Source organism: Amphibacillus sp. Q70, assembly GCF_052055485.1.
Taxonomy (GTDB): Bacteria; Bacillota; Bacilli; order Bacillales; family Amphibacillaceae; genus Amphibacillus.
The window spans coordinates 2,524,285-2,548,871 of record NZ_CP197171.1 but is presented as its reverse complement, the minus strand read 5'-3'; the positions used below and the strand labels follow the sequence as shown (position 1 = coordinate 2,548,871).

The 24,587-nt window shown below is 35.9% G+C and carries 19 protein-coding genes; 4 read left to right on the top strand and 15 right to left on the bottom strand.

Annotation, left to right across the window (positions count from 1 at the left end):
- The first annotated feature begins 1 nt into the window (after position 1).
- Genes leuB through leuD form a run of 3 tightly spaced genes read left to right on the top strand, consistent with a single transcriptional unit; the run spans position 2 to position 3,101 of the window.
- Positions 2-1,072, top strand: coding sequence for a 3-isopropylmalate dehydrogenase (gene leuB / locus ACS127_RS11280; RefSeq protein WP_440895145.1), 1,071 nt, complete (start codon positions 2-4; stop codon positions 1,070-1,072).
- Between the two features lie 13 nt (positions 1,073-1,085).
- On the top strand, positions 1,086-2,489 hold the full coding sequence (leuC, locus tag ACS127_RS11275) for a 3-isopropylmalate dehydratase large subunit (protein WP_440895144.1): 1,404 nt from the start codon (positions 1,086-1,088) through the stop codon (positions 2,487-2,489).
- 21 nt (positions 2,490-2,510) lie between these two features.
- Positions 2,511-3,101, top strand: a complete 591-nt coding sequence (gene leuD, locus ACS127_RS11270) for a 3-isopropylmalate dehydratase small subunit (protein WP_440895143.1) — start codon at positions 2,511-2,513, stop codon at positions 3,099-3,101.
- A gap of 356 nt (positions 3,102-3,457) precedes the next feature.
- Here leuD and ACS127_RS11265 read toward each other — a convergent pair whose 3' ends face one another.
- From ACS127_RS11265 to ACS127_RS11195, 15 genes are all read right to left on the bottom strand, one after another.
- Entirely contained in the window at positions 3,458-3,808 is a 351-nt protein-coding gene (locus tag ACS127_RS11265) for a hypothetical protein (protein ID WP_440895142.1), read from the bottom strand.
- 567 nt (positions 3,809-4,375) lie between these two features.
- Complete coding sequence (locus ACS127_RS11260; protein ID WP_440895141.1) at positions 4,376-9,565, bottom strand: polysaccharide lyase family 8 super-sandwich domain-containing protein; 5,190 nt, start codon at positions 9,563-9,565, stop codon at positions 4,376-4,378.
- A gap of 441 nt (positions 9,566-10,006) precedes the next feature.
- Positions 10,007-11,461, bottom strand: coding sequence for an N-acetylglucosamine-specific PTS transporter subunit IIBC (nagE, locus tag ACS127_RS11255; protein WP_440895140.1), 1,455 nt, complete (start codon positions 11,459-11,461; stop codon positions 10,007-10,009).
- A 164-nt stretch (positions 11,462-11,625) separates the two neighbouring features.
- Positions 11,626-12,447, bottom strand: coding sequence for a PRD domain-containing protein (locus ACS127_RS11250; RefSeq protein ID WP_440895139.1), 822 nt, complete (start codon positions 12,445-12,447; stop codon positions 11,626-11,628).
- A 40-nt stretch (positions 12,448-12,487) separates the two neighbouring features.
- Positions 12,488-12,973 carry a PTS sugar transporter subunit IIA gene (locus ACS127_RS11245; protein ID WP_440895138.1) on the bottom strand — a complete coding sequence of 162 codons (486 nt, stop codon included), beginning with the start codon at positions 12,971-12,973 and terminating at the stop codon, positions 12,488-12,490.
- Positions 12,974-13,252: 279 nt separating this feature from the next.
- Positions 13,253-14,305: a lactonase family protein gene (locus ACS127_RS11240; protein ID WP_440895137.1), complete on the bottom strand. Its 1,053-nt coding sequence runs from the start codon at positions 14,303-14,305 to the stop codon at positions 13,253-13,255.
- Positions 14,306-14,739: 434 nt separating this feature from the next.
- Complete coding sequence (locus tag ACS127_RS11235) at positions 14,740-14,868, bottom strand: hypothetical protein (RefSeq protein ID WP_440895136.1); 129 nt, start codon at positions 14,866-14,868, stop codon at positions 14,740-14,742.
- 66 nt (positions 14,869-14,934) lie between these two features.
- Positions 14,935-15,462 carry an RNA polymerase sigma factor gene (locus ACS127_RS11230; protein WP_440895135.1) on the bottom strand — a complete coding sequence of 176 codons (528 nt, stop codon included), beginning with the start codon at positions 15,460-15,462 and terminating at the stop codon, positions 14,935-14,937.
- A gap of 113 nt (positions 15,463-15,575) precedes the next feature.
- The gene (locus tag ACS127_RS11225) at positions 15,576-17,537 is read right to left on the bottom strand and encodes a DUF6449 domain-containing protein (RefSeq protein WP_440895134.1); all 1,962 of its coding nucleotides are present in this window, start codon (positions 17,535-17,537) and stop codon (positions 15,576-15,578) included.
- Positions 17,512-18,411, bottom strand: a complete 900-nt coding sequence (locus tag ACS127_RS11220; RefSeq protein WP_440895133.1) for an ABC transporter ATP-binding protein — start codon at positions 18,409-18,411, stop codon at positions 17,512-17,514. The genes ACS127_RS11225 and ACS127_RS11220 overlap by 26 nt, the downstream gene beginning before the upstream one ends.
- A complete protein-coding gene (locus tag ACS127_RS11215) occupies positions 18,411-18,794 on the bottom strand; it encodes a GntR family transcriptional regulator (RefSeq protein ID WP_440895132.1) in 384 nt (127 codons plus the stop codon). The genes ACS127_RS11220 and ACS127_RS11215 overlap by 1 nt, the downstream gene beginning before the upstream one ends.
- 692 nt (positions 18,795-19,486) lie before the next feature.
- Positions 19,487-20,092, bottom strand: coding sequence for an alpha/beta hydrolase (locus tag ACS127_RS11210; protein ID WP_440895131.1), 606 nt, complete (start codon positions 20,090-20,092; stop codon positions 19,487-19,489).
- 48 nt (positions 20,093-20,140) lie between these two features.
- Entirely contained in the window at positions 20,141-21,442 is a 1,302-nt protein-coding gene (locus ACS127_RS11205; protein ID WP_440895130.1) for a hypothetical protein, read from the bottom strand.
- Complete coding sequence (locus ACS127_RS11200; protein WP_440895129.1) at positions 21,442-22,539, bottom strand: DUF58 domain-containing protein; 1,098 nt, start codon at positions 22,537-22,539, stop codon at positions 21,442-21,444. The genes ACS127_RS11205 and ACS127_RS11200 overlap by 1 nt, the downstream gene beginning before the upstream one ends.
- Entirely contained in the window at positions 22,536-23,501 is a 966-nt protein-coding gene (locus ACS127_RS11195) for an AAA family ATPase (RefSeq protein WP_440895128.1), read from the bottom strand. Before ACS127_RS11195 ends, ACS127_RS11200 begins: the two co-directional genes overlap by 4 nt.
- A 271-nt stretch (positions 23,502-23,772) precedes the next feature.
- Between ACS127_RS11195 and ACS127_RS11190 the strand changes: the two genes are divergently transcribed.
- The gene (locus tag ACS127_RS11190; RefSeq protein ID WP_440895127.1) at positions 23,773-24,396 is read left to right on the top strand and encodes a thioredoxin domain-containing protein; all 624 of its coding nucleotides are present in this window, start codon (positions 23,773-23,775) and stop codon (positions 24,394-24,396) included.
- Positions 24,397-24,587: the final 191 nt, after the last annotated feature.

Below are 24,587 nucleotides of genomic sequence, written 5' to 3'. Positions count from 1 at the left end.
AATGAATAAACATATTGTCTTACTGCCTGGTGATGGAATTGGTCCTGAAATACTTGAGAGCTCTGTTGCCATCTTAGAAGTCATTGCAACTAAATTTAATCATCAATTTGATTTTGACTACCAACTAATTGGTGGTGCAGCAATCGATGAAGTCAATCATCCATTGCCTGAACCAACAGTTATAGCCGCTGAGAAAGCTGACGCAATCCTACTTGGTGCCGTTGGCGGTCCAAAGTGGGATCAAAATCCATCTGATCTTCGACCAGAACGTGGTCTATTAGCGATTCGAAAGGCATTAGATCTTTACGCTAATTTACGACCTGTCAAAGGATTTAAACAATTATTACACGCTTCACCTTTAAAAGAAAAGAACATTCAAGGCAGTGACCTTTTAATCGTCCGTGAGCTAACTGGTGGTTTATATTTTGGCCGCCCAAGTGAGAGACAAAATGATGGTGAACGTGTTATTGACACACTTGCTTATACGCGTTCAGAAATTGAACGGATTGTTAAGAAAGGGTTTGAAAGTGCCACGTTGCGTAAGAAAAAACTCACATCAGTTGATAAAGCAAATGTCTTAGAATCAAGTAAAATGTGGCGTGAAATCGTCGAAGCAGAAAAAGTAAACTATCCAGATGTTGAAGTTGAACATTGTTTAGTTGATGCGGCAGCCATGAAACTCATTACACAGCCAAATCAATTTGACGTCATCGTAACTGAGAATATGTTTGGCGATATTTTAAGTGATGAAGCTTCTGTATTAACAGGTTCACTTGGTATGCTGCCATCGGCTAGTCTTGCAGAAAATGGCGTGGGTCTTTATGAACCGGCTCATGGTTCAGCACCAGATATTGCAGGGCAAGGTATTGCCAATCCTATTGCCATGATTTTATCAAGTGCTATGATGCTTCGTTACTCATTTGGAATGAATCAAGAAGCAGAAACAATTGAAACTGCTGTTGAAGCTTGCCTCGATCAAGGTTTACACACTGCGGATCTTCACGTTAAAAATGGAACTCAAGTATCAACACAAGAAATGACTGAAGCCATTATTAATATAATAAATAGCTAAAGGAGTGAATAAAATGGCTAAACCCAAAACGATTATTGAAAAGATTTGGGACAAAAATGTTGTTCATGAAAAAGAAGGAAGACCCGCACTTTTATATATTGATTTACACTTAATTCATGAAGTCACATCACCTCAAGCGTTTGAAGGTTTACGTCTAAAAGGTCGAAAAGTAAGACAGCCTAATCGAACCTTTGCAACAATGGATCATAACGTCCCTACGATTCATACGAATATCATTAAAGATGAAATATCGAAATTACAAATGGACACTTTGAAAAAAAATTGTCAAGAGTTTGGCGTTCCTCTTGCTGCCATGGGACATAAACATCAAGGAATTGTTCATGTCATTGGCCCAGAACTTGGTCTAACTCAACCAGGTAAAACCATTGTCTGTGGGGATAGTCATACATCAACTCATGGCGCATTTGGTGCTCTTGCCTTTGGAATTGGAACGAGCGAAGTGGAACATGTGCTCGCTACCCAAACCATCTGGCAAGCGAAACCAAAGACGCTAAATGTAAAAATTGATGGTGAGCTTGGCACAGGTGTAACAGCTAAAGATTTAATCCTTGCCTTAATTGCTAAGTACGGTGTTGATTTTGGCACGGGCTACGTGATCGAATATACAGGAGAAGCTGTTAAAAAGCTCTCAATGGAAGGCCGAATGACGATCTGCAACATGTCGATTGAAGCAGGTGCTCGTGCTGGATTAGTCAGCCCTGATCAGAAAACAGTTGACTTTATCCAAGGACGTGAGTATGCACCTAAAGGTGAGACGTTTGAACAAGCGAAAAAAGAATGGCTTGCCCTTGCAACAGATAAAGAGGCTGAATATGATCGAACAGTGACATTTAATGCAACAGAGGTAGAACCACAAGTATCTTGGGGAACTAACCCAAGTCAATGTATCCCCATTAACGGATCAATTCCTAATCCAGCTGATGCAGAAAATGAAAATGATCGAAATGGAATCAAGCATGCGCTGGAATATATGGGACTTGAAGCAGATATTCCGATTAATTCTGTATCGATTGAACACGTCTTTATCGGCTCTTGTACAAATTCAAGACTACAGGATTTAGAACAAGCAGCAAGTGTAATCAATGGACGTAAAGTAAATCCAAACGTAAAAGCAATCGTTGTTCCTGGCTCACAAACCGTTAAATTAGCCGCAGAAGAAAAAGGACTTGATCAACTATTTTTAGAAGCGGGATTTGAATGGAGAGAACCTGGTTGTAGTAGTTGTCTGGCAATGAATGATGATGTGATTCCACCTGGTGAAAGATGTGCATCTACATCTAATCGTAACTTTGAAGGCAGACAAGGTACTGATGCTAGAACACACCTCGTTAGCCCAGAAATGGCTACCGCAGCAGCAATTGCTGGTCATTTTGTTGATATCAGAACATTCGTATAATCTAGAAGGGGGCAAAACAACATGGAACCATTAAAACAACACAGTGGACTTGTTTATCCATTGAACCGGGCAAATGTTGATACCGATCAAATTATTCCCAAACAATTTTTAAAGCGAATTTCTCGCCAAGGATTTGGTCAATATTTATTCTATAATTGGCGTTTTGATGAAAAAGATCGACTAAGAGAAGACTTTTCACTCAATCAAGCCAAATACAAAAACGCCAGTATTCTTGTAGGTGGTGAAAACTTTGGCTGTGGGTCTTCACGTGAACATGCGCCATGGGCACTAGAAGATTTTGGTTTCCGAGTCATCATCGCACCAAGCTTTGCCGATATCTTCTTTAATAACTGTACTAAAAACGGCATCTTACCAGTCGTGCTAACAGAGACAGAAACACAGCAGCTAATAAAAAATGCTGAAGCCAGTAATTATGACTTAACTGTTGATCTTGAAACAATGAAAGTCTATGATAATCAAGGATTTGAAGCAACCTTTGATTTAGCAGAATATCCTAGAGAAATGCTGCTAAATGGCTGGGATGAAATTTCGGTTACCTTAACTCATGATGATAAAATTACTAAATTTGAGAAAGAGCATGTTGTTTACTAATTAAACAAGTATTAAAAAGGAGTGACTACACAATTGGGTTATTGATTGTGCAGTCACTCCTTATTTTTATTGTGATGAATGTTCAACATGTTGCAATTGTTTTTCTATTTGTTACAAGTAGAATAAGTCAACTTCACAAAGCTGACGAATAACCAGCTATACGTTGGTGTAACTGCATCTGGGGGATTAACTTTCTGAAAAAAAGTAAAGGAGTGAATGATTTCTTTTATTGTGATTAGTAGCAATTATGGGAAATGACGTAGCTATCTACTTACTGTAGTTTATTCATGAGGGGTGTTACTCTTAGAGGTAGTCATTAAGTCATTCATTTAAAAATAAGTATCCCCTTTTATACTTTAGCCCATCCCCATTGTATTTTTAATACGCTCAATATCTGCTTTATTTTCCCATGACTGATCTTTTAAAAGCTTAATGTCAATTTTAAAAGACTCTTGATTACTATACAGTTTTTTAAATTCTTTATCATTGGCAATCTTCATCCCATCCATTTCTGCCTTTAGGTATTCTTGTCCAGCTTGTAATGCATTTAGTATTTGAGAATGCTCAGTTAGTATTTGCGAATGTTCAGCTAGTATTCTTGAGTGTTCATTTAACATTTGAGAATGTTCTGTTAGTATCCCAGTATGTTCATCTAATTTACCCATAATCTGTTCAAACATACTTGTGATTTTCTCTTCATGATTCATTTATCTCCCCCCCTTCTAACGCAAATTATAACACAAAAACCAACAAATTAGTGAGCGTATTTTAATTCGGGAAATTTATAAAACGAAACTTCAATCAGTGGGAATTAGGCCTACAGGATGTAGGTCATGTAGACGTCGCCACAAGACGAGGCGGGTTTAGTCTGCGTTCCCATACCTCCCACTGACAATAAGGAATACAAGCTAACGTCTTCACGTCCTGGGACTGGGACTGCGATTACTCGTCCCACCGAAGATATTTGCGGTTACTCGCCCCACCGAAAACATTTGTTTAGTTGAGTGAATCAGGACATTAGCTCACCTGTAGCTCCCGCCTAATAGATTTGTTTCCTCTCTATTAGGAAGGACCACAGGCTAAAACCACCACATCGTGTGGTAACGCCTGCGTGACCAACGTCGTGGGACTGGGACTGCGGTTACTCGCCCCACCGAAGATATTTGCGGTTACTCGCCCCATCGAAACCCATTGTTGACCCGAGTTTTACGGACGGTTATCTGTGATAAAATAGAAGAAGCTGTTTTCTTACAACAGCTTCTTCCTGCAATTTTTTATTCAATAGATTTTTTCTTTCTATTCGTTACAAGTAGAATGAGTCCACTTACTAACAGGAGGGTAAATCCAATCAATAACCAGTTATACGTTGATGTTGCTGTAGCTGGCAGTGAATCACCATCATTACCTTTATCAACGACTGGAGATCCATCCTCTGGCTCTGTTGGTGACGGATCTTTTGGATCTGTTGGTTTTGGTCTCTCTGGCTTCTCTAAATCTGAATCTGAGTCTGATTGTAAAGTTTCAAGATCTTCGATTGCTTGTTCTAAAGTTACGAAAGCCGCATCGACTTCCTCCTGTGTCGCTTCGTCATCGGTTAAAATCTTTTGAGCGGCTTCTAGTGCTTCGCTCAATTTAGCGTAACTCACTTCTGTGTAATCATTCCTATCCAACTTCTCTGCTTTTTCTACTAAATCAACTAAAGCAGTTTTATTTACCTTTTCCTCTAGCTGATCAAGTGCTGTTTGCAAGTTTTCTAACGTTTGATCCACTTCTTCTTGCGTGACTTCTTCATCAGCTAAAATCTTTTGAGCAGCCTCTAATGCTTCAACTAAATCGGCATAGCTTTCTTCTGTGTAGTTAGCTTCTTCTAATTCCTCTACAGCTTCTACTAAGTCAATTAAGTCAGACTTATCTGCTTTTTCCTCTAACTGATCAAGCGCTGTCTGTAAGTTTTCTAACGCTTGATCCACTTCTTCTTGTGTGACTTCATCAGCGTCTAAAATCATTTGAGCTGCTTTTAATGCTTCAACTAAATCAGCATAGCTCGCTTCTGTGTAATCAGTCTCATCCAGCTTCTCTGCCTCTTTTACTAAAGCAACTAAGGCTGATTGATCTACCTTTTCCTCTAGTTGATCAATCGCTGTTTGTAAGTTTTCTAATGCTTGATCGACTTCTTCCTGTGTCACTTCGTCATCTGCCAACACAGATTCGGCATTTCTTAAGGCTTCAACAAATACTTCCCAACTGTCTATTGTAAAGTCTTCTTCCTGCTTATTGGCATGAAGTGCAACCAGCACTTTTAATTTTGATTTATCGACAGTTTCTGGATCAATTTGTTCTAATTGATCAACGGCTTCTTGCAAAGCAATTACAGCTTGGTCTACTTCTTCCTGTGTCGCTTCTTCATTCGCTAAAATCGTTTGAGCTGCTTCTAACGCTTCAGCTAAATCAGCATAGCTTGTTTCTGTATAATCAGACTCAGTTAATTTTTCTACTGTTTCTACTAAATCAGCTAAAATTGATTTATTGACTTCCACTTCTTTTTCCTCTAACTGATCAAGTGCTGTTTGCAAGTTTTCTAACGCTTGGTTCACTTCTTCTTGCGTTGCTTCTTCATCCGCTAAAACTGTTTGAGCAGCATCTAGTGCTGCAATTAAATCAGCATAGCTCGACTCTGTGTAGTCAGACTCAGTTAATTTCTCTGCTATTTCTATTAATTCAACTAAGGCAGATTTGTCTGGCTCCACTTCTTTTTCCTCTAACTGATCAAGTGCTGTTTGCAAGTTTTCTAACGCTTGATTCACTTCTTCCTGTGTCGCTTCTTCATCTGCTAATACTGCTTCGGCGTTACTGATAGCTTCAGCAAATACTTCCCAGCTGTCTGCTGTATAGCCTTCTTCTTGCTTATCTGCATGAGCTTCAACCAGTTCTCTTAAGTCTGTTTTATCAACTTCTTCTACTGGTAATGCCTCTAATTCAATCGTAATTGTTCTCGAAGCGCCTTGTAGCCCATTAGTATTTAAAGTAATTGTGTTACTATCGACTGAAAATTCCTCATCTTGTTCAATAACTTGTTTAATTTCTCTTTCAAAACTTAATACTAAATTTAGATTACCATGAGCAGGATTTGACATCGTAATCTTATATTCATTATCTTCTTGTTCATCAACAATAAGTGACATTGGTGTTTCGATAAGGATGCCTTCAATCTCTTGGTTATTCTCCCATACATTTGCCATTAATACATTCTGATGTTGAATGGCTTGAATACTATCTGTATTACTAATCATCTGATATGGAATACTCTCAGCTAATTGAACCATTTCCTGATCTGTTTTCCCAGGTACAATCATGTATTCATAAGTTTCATCTTCTACTGATTGTCCATGATTCTTTACAATTTTCACAAAATCATTTGTATATGCTTTATCATTAACAAAGTATCCATTAATATCCAAATATTCCCCGGAACGTGTTTCTGTTTCAATTTCAATTTCTCCCATTGTATTTGGAATGACATAACCCATATTATTGAGATTATCTGATCCATTAATATTTATCCACTGATAATTCTCACCATTCGTATTTCCTTGCTGAATATCTGTATGTTTCGGATCAATCAAACGATTTTCAAGAATAGTCTCAATCGTTGCATCAGTTGTTCCATTAATGTCTGCTCCTAAGTTAACAATGTAACCATCTAGCAAGAACCATGACTTCTTAGCGGTTAATGACATACCTGTGTTTGTTTTATCCAAATACATACCAATGGCACCTAGTTCACCATTTGTACTTCCTCCAACCCAAGATTGTGGACTTCTTGTTGACTGATTTGCACCATCAGCAAGAGCTTTCGTGTCAACTGTCGTTCCTGGTAAGCGTTTTGAATCAATTGTTACCCAATATCCCTCATCAAACTGTGCTAAATCATTATTGTAAAGGTATAGCATACCATCAGCTGTATGCCAGCCTCGTTTGTTTTCCGTATTTCCAAATTCATAATTAGCAATTCGACTAGAATACATACTAATTCCTACAGAGTAATCATTATTTTTTTGAAAGACACGATCCATTGAACCATACACATTCGTGATCGATCTATCTTCGTGTGCCACAACATCTTGATTATTCATAATATCTTTTAAATCGACTATTGCTTCAAAATCTCTTGGTTGATTATAAAAATTGAAATAACCATCTACATCTAATACCCATTGCTTAACATAAGAATCAATTTTTGTTTTTAGTTCTTCAGGGGCAAATTTTGAAATTAAAGTTAAATTAGCAATTGTTTCTTTGCCTGACTCAAATTCCGAAGTGAACGGATTAGTACCTGGTGCTCTAGATATACTTCGTCCAGAAAACATTGATGGCATCTTTCCGTGGGTCATTAATTGTAAGTAACCTTTATCTATCACATTAAATAAATTAGTCATGTTACTATCATTAATTTCCCAATCTGTATCATAAAGGATACTTTGAATGCGTCCGACACCTTTCAATAATTCATTCCCATAACTCCCGTTATAAGGGAAGAAAGTATGCTGAACAAGTGAACCGTCTTTGTAAAGACCATCACCACGGGTCACATTAACTAACACTTCAGGTACACTTTCTGTAACCAATTCAATTCTACTATCATCTTCCAGCAAAATCGCACTTCCTAGAACTGAAATGGCTATATCAGTTAAATTAGCCCCTGTCGCTCGATAACTTGGCCATTGTCTCTTTGGATCATTTGCATATCCTTTTACTGGATTTACAAATTTTTCGAGTTTTTCATAGTCTTGTTCGAGTAAGTCATCATGTAGTAGAATCAGTGTATCTATTAATGGCTGAGGGGAACCAATCTGCCAATCCCACCAATTACCTGTCCAATAAGATCCGTTATAATTTTTTTCATCAATCATGAAATCAATGGCATTAAGAATTTCTTCATACACTTCTTTATTCTGATATAACTCACTAGATGGCTCATAATATCCCAATGCTAATTTCTTAATATTATTAAATTGGGTTGTATAATCAGCAGATGTTGTATCCGTAGGAATCCTTTCCCATAAATAAGTCCTATTTTCAGAAGTATTTAGCTTATCCCATAATTCCATACTATTATCTGAAATTTGTTCTCGATAAGCTTGAATATCTGCATCATCGTTGATTTCAACATTTCCTATTAATCTTTCTCTCCAACGCTCCCGCATTAAGGAATATTGGTATTTTTCTTCAATTACCTCAACGGAGATACTAGTACTTATATCTGTCCCTTGAATAGTAGCTGTAATAACTGATTCACCAAGTCCTTGTGCTTGAACTACACCTTCTTGGTTAACTGTGGCTATATCTTCATTATCACTATGCCAAACAATTCTATCCGGTGAAATATCTACTCCTTCGGGTTCTAAGCTATACTCCAATTGACTTGATCTTCCTAGACTTAGTAGAACATGTTCTGCTTCAATATTTATCTTTTCTGGTAATCGCTTATTTACATAAGCCTCAATAGCATATAAACTTGAGCCATAATTTTGACCATTACTACTATGTCGCCACATTTTATGTTGCTGATATTTCACATATCGTGCAGGTTTGTTATCAACATCTATATAAAGAGTATTAGGATTGCCTTGGCTTCCATTTTCCTCTTTATATATCGATTCATAGTTCTCATTATCAGTAGAGATTAACACTTCATATTCAGGACTTTCTGCATGGAAATCTAAAACGATTTCATTAATATATCTTTCTGCCCCCATGTCAACAATAATCCACTGGTCATCTTCTTTATCTGCTGACCATCTCGTTTCACTGTCACCATCAACGACATTTTCTCCTGCAAACTGCGGATACCGCCAATTTTCACTATCTGTTTTTCCACCTTCTACACCCGAGTACTCTACCTCTTTATTAAAAAGTAAATCAATATTTTCAGCTTTAAAAGTCTCATACGCTTCGATCTCATATAAGCTTGAGCCATAACTTTGACCATTACTACTATGTTGCCACATTTTATGTTGCTGATATTTGACATAACGTACAGTTTTATCAATTAACTCAATATATACTGTCTTTTCCGTGCCTTGACTGCCCTCTTCCTCTATATATACTGATTCATATGTCTCGCCATCAGTAGAGACAAACACCTCATATTCAGGACTTTCCGCATGAAAATCTAAAGTTATTTGATTAATGTTTTTTTCTTCTCCCATGTCAATAATGATCCACTGGTCATCTTCTTTATCTGCTGACCATCTCGTTTCACTGTCACCATCAACGACACTTTCTCCTGCTAAGTGTGGATGCTGCCAATTTCCACTATCTGTTTTTCCACCTTCTACACCTGAATATTCTACCGCTTTATTTAGAAGTAAATTATCAGCTGAAGCGACTACTTTACTATTCGCTCCATAAACAACAGGTATAACCATTAAAAGTGAAAAAATCAAGATTTTTAATTTTTTCATTGCAAGCTCCTCCTTTTCATTGAAGTTAGTTTATAAATCATTAGTGTTGTATAAACGATTAATCATTATCAAGTAAGTTCTAGACAAAAAACTAGAGCGAGCTGACGCTTGCTTTGTAACGTATTTGCTTGACTTTGTATTTTATACAACAGGAATATTTGTAAATTCACTGATCTCCAATGAAAAAATAAGTTACGTAATCATTATAATGTTTTATCGCTAATGATTGATTCATCTAAAATCCCCTTTGATTATTTTGACTAACTCTTCTTACAATAATGGTGAATAACATAAGAACAAACCATGATGTTGACAAACATAAACTCATCAACATCATGTCTTTATACTGCTTTTTATTTGTATGGAACTATAATATTTTTCTATATCGCATACAGCCCAAAAGTAATGATTGTCTAGTTATGGGTTAAACTGCACAGCAAATTACGAACGTATTTTCATAATTTCATCTGCAACAAATTGAACTTGTGTACCAACAATCACTTGAATATCATTTTTTCCGATTACCTTAATACCAGATACCCCTGTATTTTTAATTCTCCTTTGATCTACTGCATCGACATCTTTAACGGTAAGTCTTAATCTTGTCACACAATTATCAACAGATGTCACATTTTGATCTCCACCAAGGGCTGTGTAAATTTCTTTAGCTAATACTGCTATTTTATTCGCACTGTCGAACTCTTGCTGAACACCAGTTTCGTCCGTTTCCAACTCTTCATCACCCCTACCAGGTGTTTTTAAATCAAATTTAATAATGATCACACGGAAAAGCACATAGTAAATCACGGCAAAGACAAGACCTTGTGCAATTAACATTAATGGTCGATTGGCGAGTGGCAATTGTGAACTTAAGAAAAAGTCAACAAAACCTGCACTGAAACCAAAGCCAGCGGTCCATTGGAACGTTGAAGCAATAATCAATGACACACCCGTTAAAGCTGCGTGGACAACGTAAAGAGCAGGTGCTAAGAACATAAATCCAAACTCAAGTGGTTCAGTCACTCCAGTAAAAAATGAAGCAAATCCTGCTGCCATCAATAATGAAGCAACTGTTTTTCTTTTATTTTCTTTAGCAGTATGGTACATTGCCAGAGCTGCTGCTGGAAGACCGAACATCATAACTGGGAAGAAGCCAGCTTGATACATGCCGGTTACACCTTTCACTCCTTCACCGGACCAGAAATTCGCAATATCATTAATCCCAGCTACATCAAACCAGAAAACAGAGTTCAATGCATGGTGTAGACCCGTTGGAATTAATAAGCGGTTAAAGAAGCCGTACAACCCTGCACCGAGCGCTCCCAAATTACTAATACTCTCACCAAAAGAAACCAACCCTGTATAAATAACTGGCCAAATAATAAATAGCGCTCCTGAAACCACTAACATGGAAACCGCTGTCATAATCGGTACTAATCGTTTCCCACTAAAGAAAGCAAGTGCATCCGGTAACTTCACATGACTAAACCGGTTATACATAATTGATGCAACGATCCCTGAAATGATTCCGATGAACTGATTCGCTATACTGCCAAATGCCGCATTAACCTCACCTGGATCAATCCCTTGCAACATAGCCACAGTATCTGTTGATAAGAGTGTAGTTATAACCAGAAAGGCGACAAGTCCACTTAAAGCTGCTGAACCATCTTTTTGCTTCGCCATACCAAAGGCAACACCAACAGCAAATAAAATCGACATATTATCAATGATTGATCCACCTGCTTGAATTAAGAAAGCAGCAATTGCACTCCCCTCTCCCCATCCACTAGGATCAATCCAATAACCAATTCCCATTAAAATCGCAGCTGCTGGCAAAACGGCTACCGGTAACATTAATGATCGACCAAGTTTTTGTAAATACTTCATTACCATAATAAATCTCTCCTATCCCTATTGTTTTGTTAAAATTAATAATTGCAGTTTCAATAAAAATAAAATACTTTCATAAATTGCATGGTCCAATTGATTTCTCGCCTCACCTCCTCAAATAACATCTGTTTATAAAGTTAAAGGGTCCCAAATATCTCCTCCTTCAATTAAAGTTTGTTCAATCTTTCAATATGAATCGTTATATAACCAAGCTCCGATTCTGGAAATTTAATATCATATTTATCAGTAACAAGCTGAGTAACTTCTGCTGTTAAGTCGTAGGATTCAGAAAATTTCATTTTGATCATTGCCAACATCTCCTCATCCATTTCATGCACCTCAAATTGCCCAACTCTCGATAAGGTAAAATACAAATGAGTGACTAATCTTTGATACGCAATATCTTCTTCTTTAATCGTTAGCTGCATTTTCGCTAAAATATATTGAATCATTTCTCTAACAATGGACGTATGTTTGATCGTTCGGCGGTAATCACTACCCTGCAATTTCATCGTATGGATATGGAGCGCGATATGAGCAGCTTCATCAATCGGAACATCTAATTGAAACGTATCACGCATATGCTTAACAGCCCATGTCCCAATTTCAAATTCATCGCGATATAAAATTTTGATTTCATTTAATAATTTGTTAGGTAAATAAATACCTTCTTTAATTCTCTCAAGCGCAAATGAAATATGATCTGTTAGCACGATATGAATATGTTCACTCAGTTTTGTTCCAAGATAGTCTTCAGCATAGGAGATGATTTCTTCTGAAATAAGAAAATGTTCCTCTGGGATTCGATTTAATAATTGCTGCAGCTTTTCATTTTCTTTCATTACAAATAGTTGCTCTATTTGATTCTTATTAATCAGGTCATTTTTACGCTTTCCATAAGCAATTCCACTCCCTATTGCCACTTTTTCTTCATTATCATCATCCACAACGAGAATAGCGTTATTGTTCAGCTTTTTCTTTAATTTCATTGATATCAACTCCTTTTTATTCAATCTATCCTTTTTACTATTAAAGAATAGTGATAATAGGTGATTGTCCAGCAATGACTTGAACATTTGGTGTAGTTTTATAGGTTTTATTATTTGTATTACTATTGGTTATAATCACCGGTGTGATTATACTTTCAACATGTTGCTTAATATAAGATAAATCTACATCTAGGAGCGGATCACCTATTTTAATTTGATCATTGACGCTGACAAGCGGTTGAAATCCACTTCCTTTTAATCCAACTGTTTCTAAACCAATATGAATTAATATTTCAGTCCCGTCTTCCGCCTCTAAACCGATCGCATGGTTACTCTTTGGTATCTGAATAACTTTTCCGTTTATAGGAGCAACGACTTTTCCATCGATCGGTATGATTGCAACACCTTCCCCCATCATTTTTTCCGCAAAAACCGGATCAGGAACTTTATCTAAAGAGACGAGTTCTCCTGATATTGGTGCAATAATTTCCTTTTTTGTTGTTTTTTTAAATAAATTTTTTAACATGCATGATTTCTCCTTCTGAGGTCTTTAAATATGCTACAACCAAATAAAAAAGGCATAGAGAGCAAAAGGGATTCGATTAACGAAAACCTTTAACGCTTCTCTATGCCTAATCTCACTTAGTCACATAAAAAAATTATAAAATTGATTATTTTTACATGAATTATCGAAAGCGGATTCATGTGCTTATTTAGACATATCTTACCATAGCTAAATAAAGTTGTCTACTACTTTTTAATCCATTATCAAAATAAGACACCTACTAACTTATTTCTGTTATGTCTATTTAGTATTAAATTTGACACAAACAACTTCTGGTGCCTTAACATCCGTTTGTTTTAAAGTTAACTTGCCTAATTCTTGATCACGTTTAAAAACAGTTAACGTTCCTGAGTTCTGGTTTGAAGCAATTAACAGCTTTTCATCTGGTGATAAAACAAAGTCTCGTGGCCAATCCCCTTCTGTTGCTGTCCACTCAACAAACTCAAGCTGATTAGAAACTGAATCAACTTTAAAGACAGCAATACTATTATGCCCCCTATTTCCAACATAGACAAATTTTCCATCCATCGTCAGATGAATCGCACTACCATCATTCACTTCTTTAAATGACTCAGGAATTGCTTTTAACCTTTGCAACTGTGAAAACTCACCTGTCTCAGCATTATATTTGAGTGTTAATACTTCTGATGACAATTCTGTCATCACATAAGCATATTCTCCATTCGGTGCAAAAGCTAAATGTCTTGGTCCACTCCCTGCAGGTGCTTTAAAGACATGCTTTTTCGTTAATTTACCTAGCTTATCAATCGCATAAGTTATAATCTCATCACTACCTAAATCAATAGCTAAAACATACTTTTCATCTGGTGAAAAACCCGCATAATGTATGTGTGGCTTCTCTTGACGTTCATGTGGACCCGAACCCTCATGTTCAGCAATATCAGCAACCTGTTTTAAAGAACCATCTGAATTTGTTAAATAAGAAACAACTTGTTTCGTATGATAATTTGCTGTTATTACAATCGAATTATCCTTATTGACACTGACATGGCAAGGGGGAGAACCCGCTTGAGCAAGACTATTTAATTTGTTTAACTCACCTGTTGCTTGATCAATGGAAAATGCTGTGATACCTCCTTGATCTCCCTCTTTAGAGACAGCGTATAAAAAGTTGTTATCATTTGATAGCGTCACATACGTTGGATTGTCTAATTTAGCAACAGGGGTTACATCTATTATGTTTGATTGGTCAATATCTAGTGTAAATCGATAAACCCCTTCACTATCTGCTTTTGTATATGTACCTAAATAACCTGTTAACTTTTTTGTCATAAGATCTACTCCTTTATCAAAATTTACTTAAATCCAGTATAACAAAAATACCTTATGTTCACTATTAATATGATATGAGTTGATTTAATTTTCTGACAAAATAGACTCACAACCTAAAAATCCTGAGACTCATTCAATAATGTACAGAAGTTTTTGATGAGCAAATAATTGAAAAGGCGCTATCAATTCCACGATTTTAGTAACCCCCAAAAAACTTTATTTCCCTTAAGATGTTCAATAAAAATGAACGTATGAATAACTTAGTATTTTCGACATATCTGATTGAAACACCTTTCGAACAGCCTGTATGGGTGATTAGATAAAATGCTTTTGTCACAGCGTCTATAGCGAAAATCTGAAGAGTTATATTTTATCGTAGTTAAAAAAAATCGACAAACGACTTAAGTCGTTTGTCGATTTACTTTTCACAATAATTATTTAAGCATATTGGTCATTTGTTGAACAGGATTTTTATTGCCATTGCGGCGCATACTATAAAAAGTTGCTGCACCAACGCCAATGGAAGCAAGTATTGGTATGATCATATTGTTCTTTTTATTCACTATTGAACACCTCCTGTCAATAGCTTGCCCTTTTTTAAAGCCACTATTGACAGAAAAAAATGCTAATTATAATTGATCATAGGTTTCTTTTAACAGTTTTCTTGCCCGATGCAAACGTGTTTTAACGGCTGAAAGCGAAATATTTAATTGATCAGCAATATCTTGATCCTTCCCATCTGTTTGCATTTTCATCTTTAAGACAGACTGCATACTTTTTGGCAAAGTCCCAATAGCATCCATAATATATTCCTGCTTAAGATGCCAAGCAAATTGATCTTGAACATTGTTGTCAGGACAAATAAGTAATTGTCCTATCTCAGCACTTTCTTCTACTGAGACGATCTCATATTTCATCTGCTTCCGATAATAATCAATCGCCGTTCGAATCACAATCGTTCGCAACCAAGCTCGACATTTGGAGTGGTCGGTTAAATGAGCATAATTTTTGTACGCCTTAATATAAGCCTCTTGAATAACATCCTCAGCACTATAGTGATTGTGGACAATACGTTTGGCGACATAGTACATTTCATTATAGAATTGATGATAATAATCGGTAAAATCTAAGTTGGATTCCATTAATGTTGCTTGCATCCGAACGCATTCCCTTCTTTAGTTTTACTATCAGAAAGTATAAGATTTTTTGCTGATAGTATAATGAAAACTAAGGCTTTCACCATAAGCACTTGGCGATAAGTCCATTTTTTCTAAAGTTGTTCTAATATTTGCTTAGGTAACAATGATTCAGTGGTTTGAATGATATAAGGTTCTCGCATCTCTTTTAAATAAAGAACAAGTAAATAATCGCCATCATAATAATCAAAACTAATCTGTTCAAAAGTCTCTTCAATTAAATTACGATCAGTAATTTCTATTCGTTGTGATTCAGGTATCATATGAATTGGATAATTGTCCGGACCATAATAGTCAATCTCTTCAATATTATCAGGACGGGCTATAAGTATCGACTCGATATCTTCGGCAACAATCATCGCTTGATGCTCTAATTCATTTTCTTTTAGCCATTCGATGACTCGTTTATGTTTTCGATTTAAGTCTAAAAAAACATTGTGATAATCCTGATTAATGAGACTTATTTCAACAGATGTACCTGAATTATAAAAGTTCTCATCCGAATCCAAAATATCTTGTTTGAACAGTTCGATCAGTTCTACTATTTGACTGCGATCAGTAATAACTGCCGATTTATATGATGGATAAGTCGTAAACTGAATCTGATTAACCATAGCTGGATCAATCATAAAAAGCGCATTGGTGTATTTTTTATAAATAGGTCTTTGTCTTAACTCTCTTAATACACCAACATTAACTTCAGACCACGGGATGTTATATTCCCGAACGAGTTCTTTACCATTTTCCAAGCGATAAATAATTTCAATTGGATAATTATTATGATCAAAAGCCGCTTCTCGCTCAACGTTATCGATTAAAGACTGATGATAATCCCGAACAAGTTCAATATCTTCAGCGTTTGTAAATCCTTCTAATTCGCCATACATATCGGAATCATAATTAAATGAATAAACATCATCGATGACAAAGACTGATTCAACCTCTTCAAGATCTGGGATTCGACTTTGGAAACCTGTCAGATCAGTGACAATGAAAATAATTAATATCGTAAAGCCGATGAAAAAGAACCCATAATCTCGCCATTCTCGAAAGACACGCCATGTTTTATGAACGATCATTTGACTAATAAAATAACCAATGATTGAAAAAAGTAAATAACCAATCAGTATGCCTAAATAGTCTTGTTGAAATAAACCAAAATAAAGACCGCCTATCAATGTGAAACAGAAGGTAAAGCTATAAATAAAGATCGGTTTTAACATTTGAAACGCAATCGCTTGAGTCGCAGCTTCTGCTGGACGAATTTTATAAAGTATTTGTGCTAAAACTAAGAAAAATACAATTAAAATCAGATACATCACTATTCTCGAACTTACATCTCCAAAACTTCCAACAAAAATTTCAAAATCCGAAATCGGTGAAAGTTCAAAAATTCGATCAGAGATAAAATGTGACTCTGGTAACCCAACGACGGCAAAGTTAAGATTATAAACAAATAAAAATGTAAAACCTACCGGTAAATACAAAAAGATATAAGTAAAAATCCCTTGAATAATCGTAATTCCTGTTAGCACACCAAGAATCAAACTGACACTATAAATAAACGTGATCAGGATAATCGATATGAGCAACCAATACCCCAAGTCCATCAAACGAAATATATCCGATACATCAAAAAGACGATTGATTAAAAAGATTAGTCCCCCGTTTATCATAATTGGCAACCAAAGAGCGATAAGACCAAATCCAGCCTGTTGCCAGAAAAATTTCGTTCGTGAAATGGGTAAACTATGCAAAAAGTCACTGGCATCTTTTTGATGTAAATAACGTAATATAAACATTCCCATCAATACAGGAACAATAAATAACATCAGTATTTGAGCGATAATACCAAATTCAAAAATAGATTCAACATAATAAAAATACTCATATCGATCTGGTTGATTGATCTGCATGAACATATTGAGCGGAACAGCGAAAAATAAGGCTAGACAATAAATTAAGCTGATCCAGCCAACTTGGCGAAAGTTCTGCTTCATCATTTCATGTTTATACCAAGATGTTTTCAATTGCATAACCAATCCCCTCCATTTCATAGACGAATATTTCCTCTAAGGTCAATGGTAACAGATCATAAACGAGTGGATTCGCTGCCTGAATAGCCTCATCAACTGATTCATGTGTTCCTCTAATAATTAATAGGTAAACACTTCCTCTTTTTTCTTTATGTAGCACAGTAAAAGATTCAAAGATACCTTCAGGCAATTCATTGTTAAAGACGACTTGTACTTTGTGCACATCGGATTTTAAGTCATCTAAATCCTTCTCTAAAATAAATTGACCGTTGTGTAAAATTCCAATATGATCACAAATATCTTCAACTTCACGTAAATTATGGGATGAAACAATCACCGTCATCTCTCGTTCAGCTACATCATTGATAATTAGGTTTTTAATTTTTTTGCGAATCACAGCATCCAACCCATCAAAGGGCTCATCTAGAATAAGATAATCTGGCATCGCACTTAAAGCTAGCCAGAAGGAAACTTGACGTTGCATTCCTTTTGAGAATTGTTGAATTTTACTCTTTACATCAAGCTTAAAAATTCTTTGTAATTGATTAAATCGTTCTTCATTCCAATTCGGATAAAAATCACGATAAAATTCTGCCATTTGCTTAACTGTATAATGGGAAAAGAAATAAGGTTGATCCGGTATAAAGATTAGGCGCTCCTTCTGTTTAGCATGTTCAAAAACAACTTCATCCTCTATTAAAACCGTTCCTTCTTTCTGTTTCAAAATGCCCGCAATAACTTTTAATAAGGTTGTTTTCCCCGCTCCATTTGAACCGAGCAGACCATAAATTGATCCTTTATTAATTTGTAAATTAATATTTTTAATAACTACTTTCTTACCGTATGCTTTCGTCAAATCTTGAACATGAATCATCACTTATTTCCCCCTTTCGCTTGTTGATCAACTTCATCAACCAGATTCAGTAATTCTGCTTTTGACACACCTAAAAATACCGCTTCTGATATCAACTTTTTTATCTGATCCTTCAATGTTTCAATCGTATCATCATTAGCTTGATCAATAATTGGAGCAACAAAACTCCCCTTACCTTTAACAGAATAAATATATCCTTGTGTCTCAAGCTCTCGATAAGCTTTTTGAATGGTGTTCGGATTGACAGTTAACTGTTGAGCAAGTGTGCGTACAGACGGAAGCTGCTCATCCGTTTGTAATACTTTTTTGATAATTAATGATTTAAATTTATCAACCAATTGTTGATAAATCGGAGCACGACTCCTCAAATCCAATTCAAACATATGACCCTCCTCCTACACCGTATTAACCGTATTAGTTCATATAATACAGATAAATCATACAGTACATTTTTACTTTTGTAAAGTCCTATTTTTAGTGGTTTGGGTAATTAATAAGAAGCCATCACAAAATGCATGATCTACATCTTGCGATAGCTTTTTTATGCTAACTGATTTACCCTAACCATCCGTAACATGCGAAACAATAATGGGTTTCGATGGGGCAAACCGTTTATGAGAACATCGGAGATAGTCTATCTTTTCGTATTAAATTTAACGTCCAGCTAGAAAAATTGGATAGAGCACTTCTATTCCCCTTTTTATTTGGAAATCCTGCCTAAAATGTTGAATAGAACGCTTTTATCACATATTTTAAACTTCCATTCCAAGTAAAATGTCGGATAGAACGCCCCTATCACGCATTTTAAACTTCCACTCCTTGCAAAAAGTCAAATAGAACATTTCCATCGTCATTTTTTATTCAAATTTCTAATTTGAAAAGGTGCATAGAACCTTTCCACCCTATCTCCAATAAATATTCACAAAGAAAAGAGCTATTGAACAATTTATACTTCATTGTGCAACAGCTCTATTGATAAGATATATTTCATTTACGAAGATCAGATTTCTCGTTTCAAATCGACATCTTACCCATCATTACAATCAGATTTCTTTCCTAAATGATGTGGGCGAATTTACCGAAAATGTTCTTGATACCATTCTTTCGCTGCTAATACTTCTGTTTGAGTGAGCTGATGACCGTTATTTTCCCAATGGACCTTAACCTTAGCCCCATTTTCAGTTAGTATTTTTTCTAAATCAACGGATTCCTCTTGTGAACAGATCGGGTCATTTTTACCAGCTCCTATAAAAACCGGTGTTCCATTTTGAGCAGGCAATATTACATCTCTTCTTGGAACCATTGGGTGATGCAAAATAGCTCCCTTAAATACATTTTCATAATGAAACAATAAGCTGCCTGCAATATTTGCCCCATTAGAATAACCAATGGCAATGACTTGGTCGCGATCAAATTGATACTGTTCACTTGCCTCAGCGATGAATTGACGTAAATTCTCTGTTTGTTTGATTAAATCCTCTTGGTCAAAAACTCCCTCTGCTAAGCGTTTAAAGAACCTGGGCATACCATTTTCTAATACATTCCCTCGAACACTTAATATATTGGCATTGGGATCAATGGTTTCTGCTATTGGCAATAAGTCTCTTTCTGTGCCCCCTGTTCCATGTAGCAAGAGTAAAGTGGGATATCCAGATAGACCTTCTTGATAAATATGTTTCATCATTAAACCTCACTTTTATTTATTTTGAATTCAAGATAATACTAACATTTATTTTGAACTGATCCAACCTTCACGCTCAAGTTCAGCTCTTAACTCTTCAATTTGAGCAATTGTTAAGCTTGAATACCGTGCTTGATTATAACTTGAAGCTAACCATTCAGTTAATGCCTCATTATTAATCAATTCTTGCTCTAGCCGTGCGATCCCTTCTGACGCTGTTTCATAATGATGAAATACATAGCCTTGTCTGATCGCTTCTTCAACAACCTCACGAAAAAGTTGACGAGCCTTTTCTTGATCCGTTAAATTTGACCAGCTTGTTCCACGAGTAAAACGTGATTTTAGTTTCTTTACCCATTGATCAACACCCTTCCCCAAATCAAAGACAGATTCCGTTTCATCTTGATAACTTTGATCATGTGTGAATGAGCGCCCTTTACGTATGCTAAGCAAAAATTGAACAATTTTCTGCGTCAAAATTTTTATTTTCCGAGCAAAAAAAGGAATTCTCTTAAGTACTAGATACAGGGCGAATAAGAGTACAAAAATCAAGATCACTGATCCCATAATTGTGAGAATCCAATCAACGATTTCTGTCCATCGTGAGGGTTCTGATGTCACCCCAAAATCAGGCATACCCTGTTCAACCTCTTCTACTTCCCTTGTTATCTCCTCCTCACCAGAAAATAAACCTAGCAATTGAATAAGGGCTCTTAAAAATAGAACGAGCCCACTAGCAAGAAAATTAAAGCGTGTTAGAACAAAAATAAAAATGAAAAATATAAAGACATAAACATAATTTTGATATTTCATCTTTCGATTTATTTGATTCTGATCTGACTTCACTAAACTTGCTTGACTTAAATGCTCCCTATTCGTTAAAAATAACAAGCAAAATAGCAAAATTAAAGCAAACACAGTCAATAATTTTTGTTGATGAGCTACCACATTTCCACTGTAAAGAATATAGCTAATGAAATAACTGGGTAAACTAATCGACCAAATCAAGCCTAAAGGTAATATCCCATGAGGATTTCCTTGACCATATTGAAAACCACGAAGAGTTAATATTAAAAAGAGGACAAATAGCACAAACATATACCAATAAGAAGATAAAGATAATAACACAATTAAGCTACTAGCAATGATCATGCCAATCAGCACTTTTAAACTATTTTTTTTAACCAATCTGCCAAGTAAAGCGGCAGCTATATAAATGATAGGAAAATAAATCCACTTTTCATCTTGAAAAAAATCACCAAGAAACAGCGTGTTGATCCATAGCAAGAAAGGAAATAAGGCGAGCCATTCCAACAATGCATATTGAATTGAACGAAAGATGGATTTCATCATACTTCCTCCCGCTGATTTGAAAAAATAGGGTCAACTTCAACAGAATGACCAACTGCTCTTAATTGATCAATTCTTGTTAGTAATTCATCTGTAACAATAGGAGTAATTAATAATATATCACAATGCTTGATCTGCTCTGCTATATACTCATCAAGCAAATATTTAAAATGACGACTTCGTTCCGGCAATAAATAAGCAAGTTGATTTAATACATGATAGAAATGGGTTGAACCAGCAGCCGCTTCAACTTTGACAAATGGACGGTGCTTCTGATGGCGTTCTCTACGATCAACGGCATTTGTTGCCAAACCATAAGTTTCGCCATTCTCTTCCAAATAATGAGCAATGGTTGCCACTTGGCTAAGTGATTGTTCAAATAGATGCTCATCCTCAATCGGTAACCAAATATCATCTGATTGATCAGCATTGACAAGGATGATAAGCTCTCGATCAGCAGTATGATCATAAACTTTAACTTGATTGTTTTTTGTTCGAGCTGAAGCCTTCCAATTTATTTGGTCAATTGGGTCTCCCACTTGATAATCTCTTGTCCCAATCGTGATAAAGGGGTCAGCCATAATCCAACGCCTAACTGATTGCTCACCTAAAAAATTTTGTGCTGGTAATGATAAATGATCCTTGTTTATGATTTTAGGATGGACAATAAGTTTAGCATCTGTCTCAAATGAACTAAACTTCTCAGTAAAACCAAACATATCACCTAAGGTTAACGCAATCGAGTCCAACTCAAAGACCCCGCGTTTTGTACAAACTAACTGATGACGTCTTGTTAGTTTTTGATAAGGCAACAAGCTTAAAAGCGTTCTATGGACATCTTGATCACTAGAATCGAACTGTGTCTCTCCCTTCGGTTGAATTGATCGATCCATTTTAGACTCTAACCTTATCCAAGGAATTGGTAACCATTTATGGTTGGTTATTTCATCAATTAAAGTAATTCTTTGACCCACAAAAACTGACTGTTTATTAAAATGACGTCTATAAATGATCTTTTTCAAGCCCCATTTTGCATAAAGATAACTTTGACCATAGATAAAGAAAATAAGCAGGGCAATAAACCAAGTCATATTCATACTTGATCTCCCTTAATATCTTCAGTTGGTACCTCCGTTTTCGTCAGAATATTCTCCATAATTGTTGTTTCACCATCTGCTGATCGTCCGATCATGGGTGAAAAGACCAATCGATGGAGAATAACAACCGGAGCAATCATCTTGACATCATCCGGTATGACGTATGTACGTCCTTTGATAACAGCTAACGCTTGAGCTGCTCGAAGTAAGGCTTGGGTCCCACGTGGACTTAAGCCAATCACAATATCTTCATGTCGTCTTGTTTCTTCTGCAAGATCAACAATATATTGAAAAATCGATTGATCAACTTCAACATTGGTAAAGATCTGCTGTGCTTCAACTAAAGCTTCACGGCTAATCACTGACCCTAATGTTTCCAAGGGTTGTTCTTTACGAAATCGCTGGAGAATTTCTTTTCCTTCCTCTTTATCTGGATAACCAAGCTTAATTTTTATAAAAAAACGATCTAATTGAGCCTCTGGTAATGGAAAGGTCCCTTGATTTTCGATCGGATTTTGCGTGGCAATCACTAAAAATGGTGCTTCTAATCGGTAAGTGTCACCATCAATAGTCACCTGCCTCTCCTCCATACTTTCTAATAAACTCGATTGTGTACGTGGCGTGGCACGGTTAATTTCATCTGCTAATAAAATATGCGTAAAAATAGGTCCTTTTTGAAATTCAAACTGACTATTATGCTGATGAAAAATCGTCACTCCCATCACATCACTTGGCAATAAATCAGGCGTAAACTGGATACGATTAAATTGACAATCAATTACTGTTGCCAGTGTTTTTGCTAATAACGTCTTACCTGTCCCTGGAACATCCTCTAATAGAACATGACGGGAGGCTAATAATGCAACAAGGAGCTGATCAATTACTTGCTCCTTCCCTACGATTACTTGATTAATTTGCCGTTTCACTTGCTCCATCATAGGCTTAATTTCTGTTAATTCCATAAAATCCCCCTTTTTCCATTACAGTTGACAATCCCTTTATTCTCATGATCAATAGATGAAAACCATTTAATCATGATTCAACTTAATTTAAATCATAATGCTAGCGCTTCCAATGTGTCAAGACCTTCAACCCTATTTGAATATTAACTGATTAATATTGAGGTAATTTTTTTACTTTAGATCTTGTTAATGACTTTTTATATCGTAATAACTAGCCGAACATGTTATGATAAACGAAAAACGAACAATCAACGGAAAGGTAAGGTTTTGAATGAAAAAATATCGATTCACTATTTTAGTCATTGGTCTTATTGTAGCTGGCATCATATTAATTGCTATTTTACAAGCAAGTAAGGACCCACGTGTTAATATGGAACCTTACGACAATCAAGAATTAGTCTATTTAGGAGATGAAGAGGCTGATAATGAATTATTATTTCTCTTTGATTATGCTTGTCCTTGGTGCACTATATGGATCGATGAAATTTTTCCAGAGATCGAAGCAAACTATATTGATACAGGTGAGCTTAAATTCCGAACCCAAGCGATGGTTTATGTCAATGATGCCTCTCTTCAACTAGCCAATTTCGATCAAAATGTAAAACAACATGCTGAAGACCAATATCATCAAATATTCAGTCACATTGTAGCAGATGCTAACATAGAGCAAGATGAACAAAGCAATTGGGGAACCGAAACATACCTTGATGAGTTAATTGAATCCTATCAACTCGATGAAGCCATGATGAAGGAAGAACCGGAGATTGATTCCACCCATTTATCAGATGTATATACTGACGAATTAGGCGTCGAGACAGTTCCAGCCATCTATATTAATGGATTTAAAGTTGAAGATCCATTTGATATCGATGAAATTCAGCAATTAATTGAATAAAATGACTCTTCAATCCGGGGGATAGAAATACAAGGCGTAGATTATGTAGAGCTTTTCAATGGGTCGAGCAAGTAAACACAAGTCCTATCTTGGAAGTTACCACAGAATTATAATAATCTTAGTCTGTATTTCCTTCATCCCCTTTTCTTAGTCACCTTTGAATTCTTGAAGTGATGTTTTATAGCACAGAG

Coding starts and splice junctions, on each gene's coding strand:
- ACS127_RS11240 (WP_440895137.1), bottom strand. CDS start 14,305: ATGACAAAAAAGTTAACAGGTTATTTAGGTACATATACAAAAGCAGAT.
- ACS127_RS11260 (WP_440895141.1), bottom strand. CDS start 9,565: ATGAAAAAATTAAAAATCTTGATTTTTTCACTTTTAATGGTTATACCT.
- leuC (WP_440895144.1), top strand. CDS start 1,086: ATGGCTAAACCCAAAACGATTATTGAAAAGATTTGGGACAAAAATGTT.
- ACS127_RS11245 (WP_440895138.1), bottom strand. CDS start 12,973: ATGTTAAAAAATTTATTTAAAAAAACAACAAAAAAGGAAATTATTGCA.
- ACS127_RS11190 (WP_440895127.1), top strand. CDS start 23,773: ATGAAAAAATATCGATTCACTATTTTAGTCATTGGTCTTATTGTAGCT.
- ACS127_RS11195 (WP_440895128.1), bottom strand. CDS start 23,501: ATGGAATTAACAGAAATTAAGCCTATGATGGAGCAAGTGAAACGGCAA.
- ACS127_RS11215 (WP_440895132.1), bottom strand. CDS start 18,794: ATGTTTGAATTGGATTTGAGGAGTCGTGCTCCGATTTATCAACAATTG.
- ACS127_RS11265 (WP_440895142.1), bottom strand. CDS start 3,808: ATGAATCATGAAGAGAAAATCACAAGTATGTTTGAACAGATTATGGGT.
- ACS127_RS11250 (WP_440895139.1), bottom strand. CDS start 12,447: ATGAAATTAAAGAAAAAGCTGAACAATAACGCTATTCTCGTTGTGGAT.
- ACS127_RS11220 (WP_440895133.1), bottom strand. CDS start 18,411: ATGATTCATGTTCAAGATTTGACGAAAGCATACGGTAAGAAAGTAGTT.
- ACS127_RS11230 (WP_440895135.1), bottom strand. CDS start 15,462: ATGCAAGCAACATTAATGGAATCCAACTTAGATTTTACCGATTATTAT.
- ACS127_RS11205 (WP_440895130.1), bottom strand. CDS start 21,442: ATGAAATCCATCTTTCGTTCAATTCAATATGCATTGTTGGAATGGCTC.
- ACS127_RS11225 (WP_440895134.1), bottom strand. CDS start 17,537: ATGCAATTGAAAACATCTTGGTATAAACATGAAATGATGAAGCAGAAC.
- leuB (WP_440895145.1), top strand. CDS start 2: ATGAATAAACATATTGTCTTACTGCCTGGTGATGGAATTGGTCCTGAA.
- ACS127_RS11210 (WP_440895131.1), bottom strand. CDS start 20,092: ATGAAACATATTTATCAAGAAGGTCTATCTGGATATCCCACTTTACTC.
- ACS127_RS11200 (WP_440895129.1), bottom strand. CDS start 22,539: ATGAATATGACTTGGTTTATTGCCCTGCTTATTTTCTTTATCTATGGT.
- leuD (WP_440895143.1), top strand. CDS start 2,511: ATGGAACCATTAAAACAACACAGTGGACTTGTTTATCCATTGAACCGG.
- nagE (WP_440895140.1), bottom strand. CDS start 11,461: ATGGTAATGAAGTATTTACAAAAACTTGGTCGATCATTAATGTTACCG.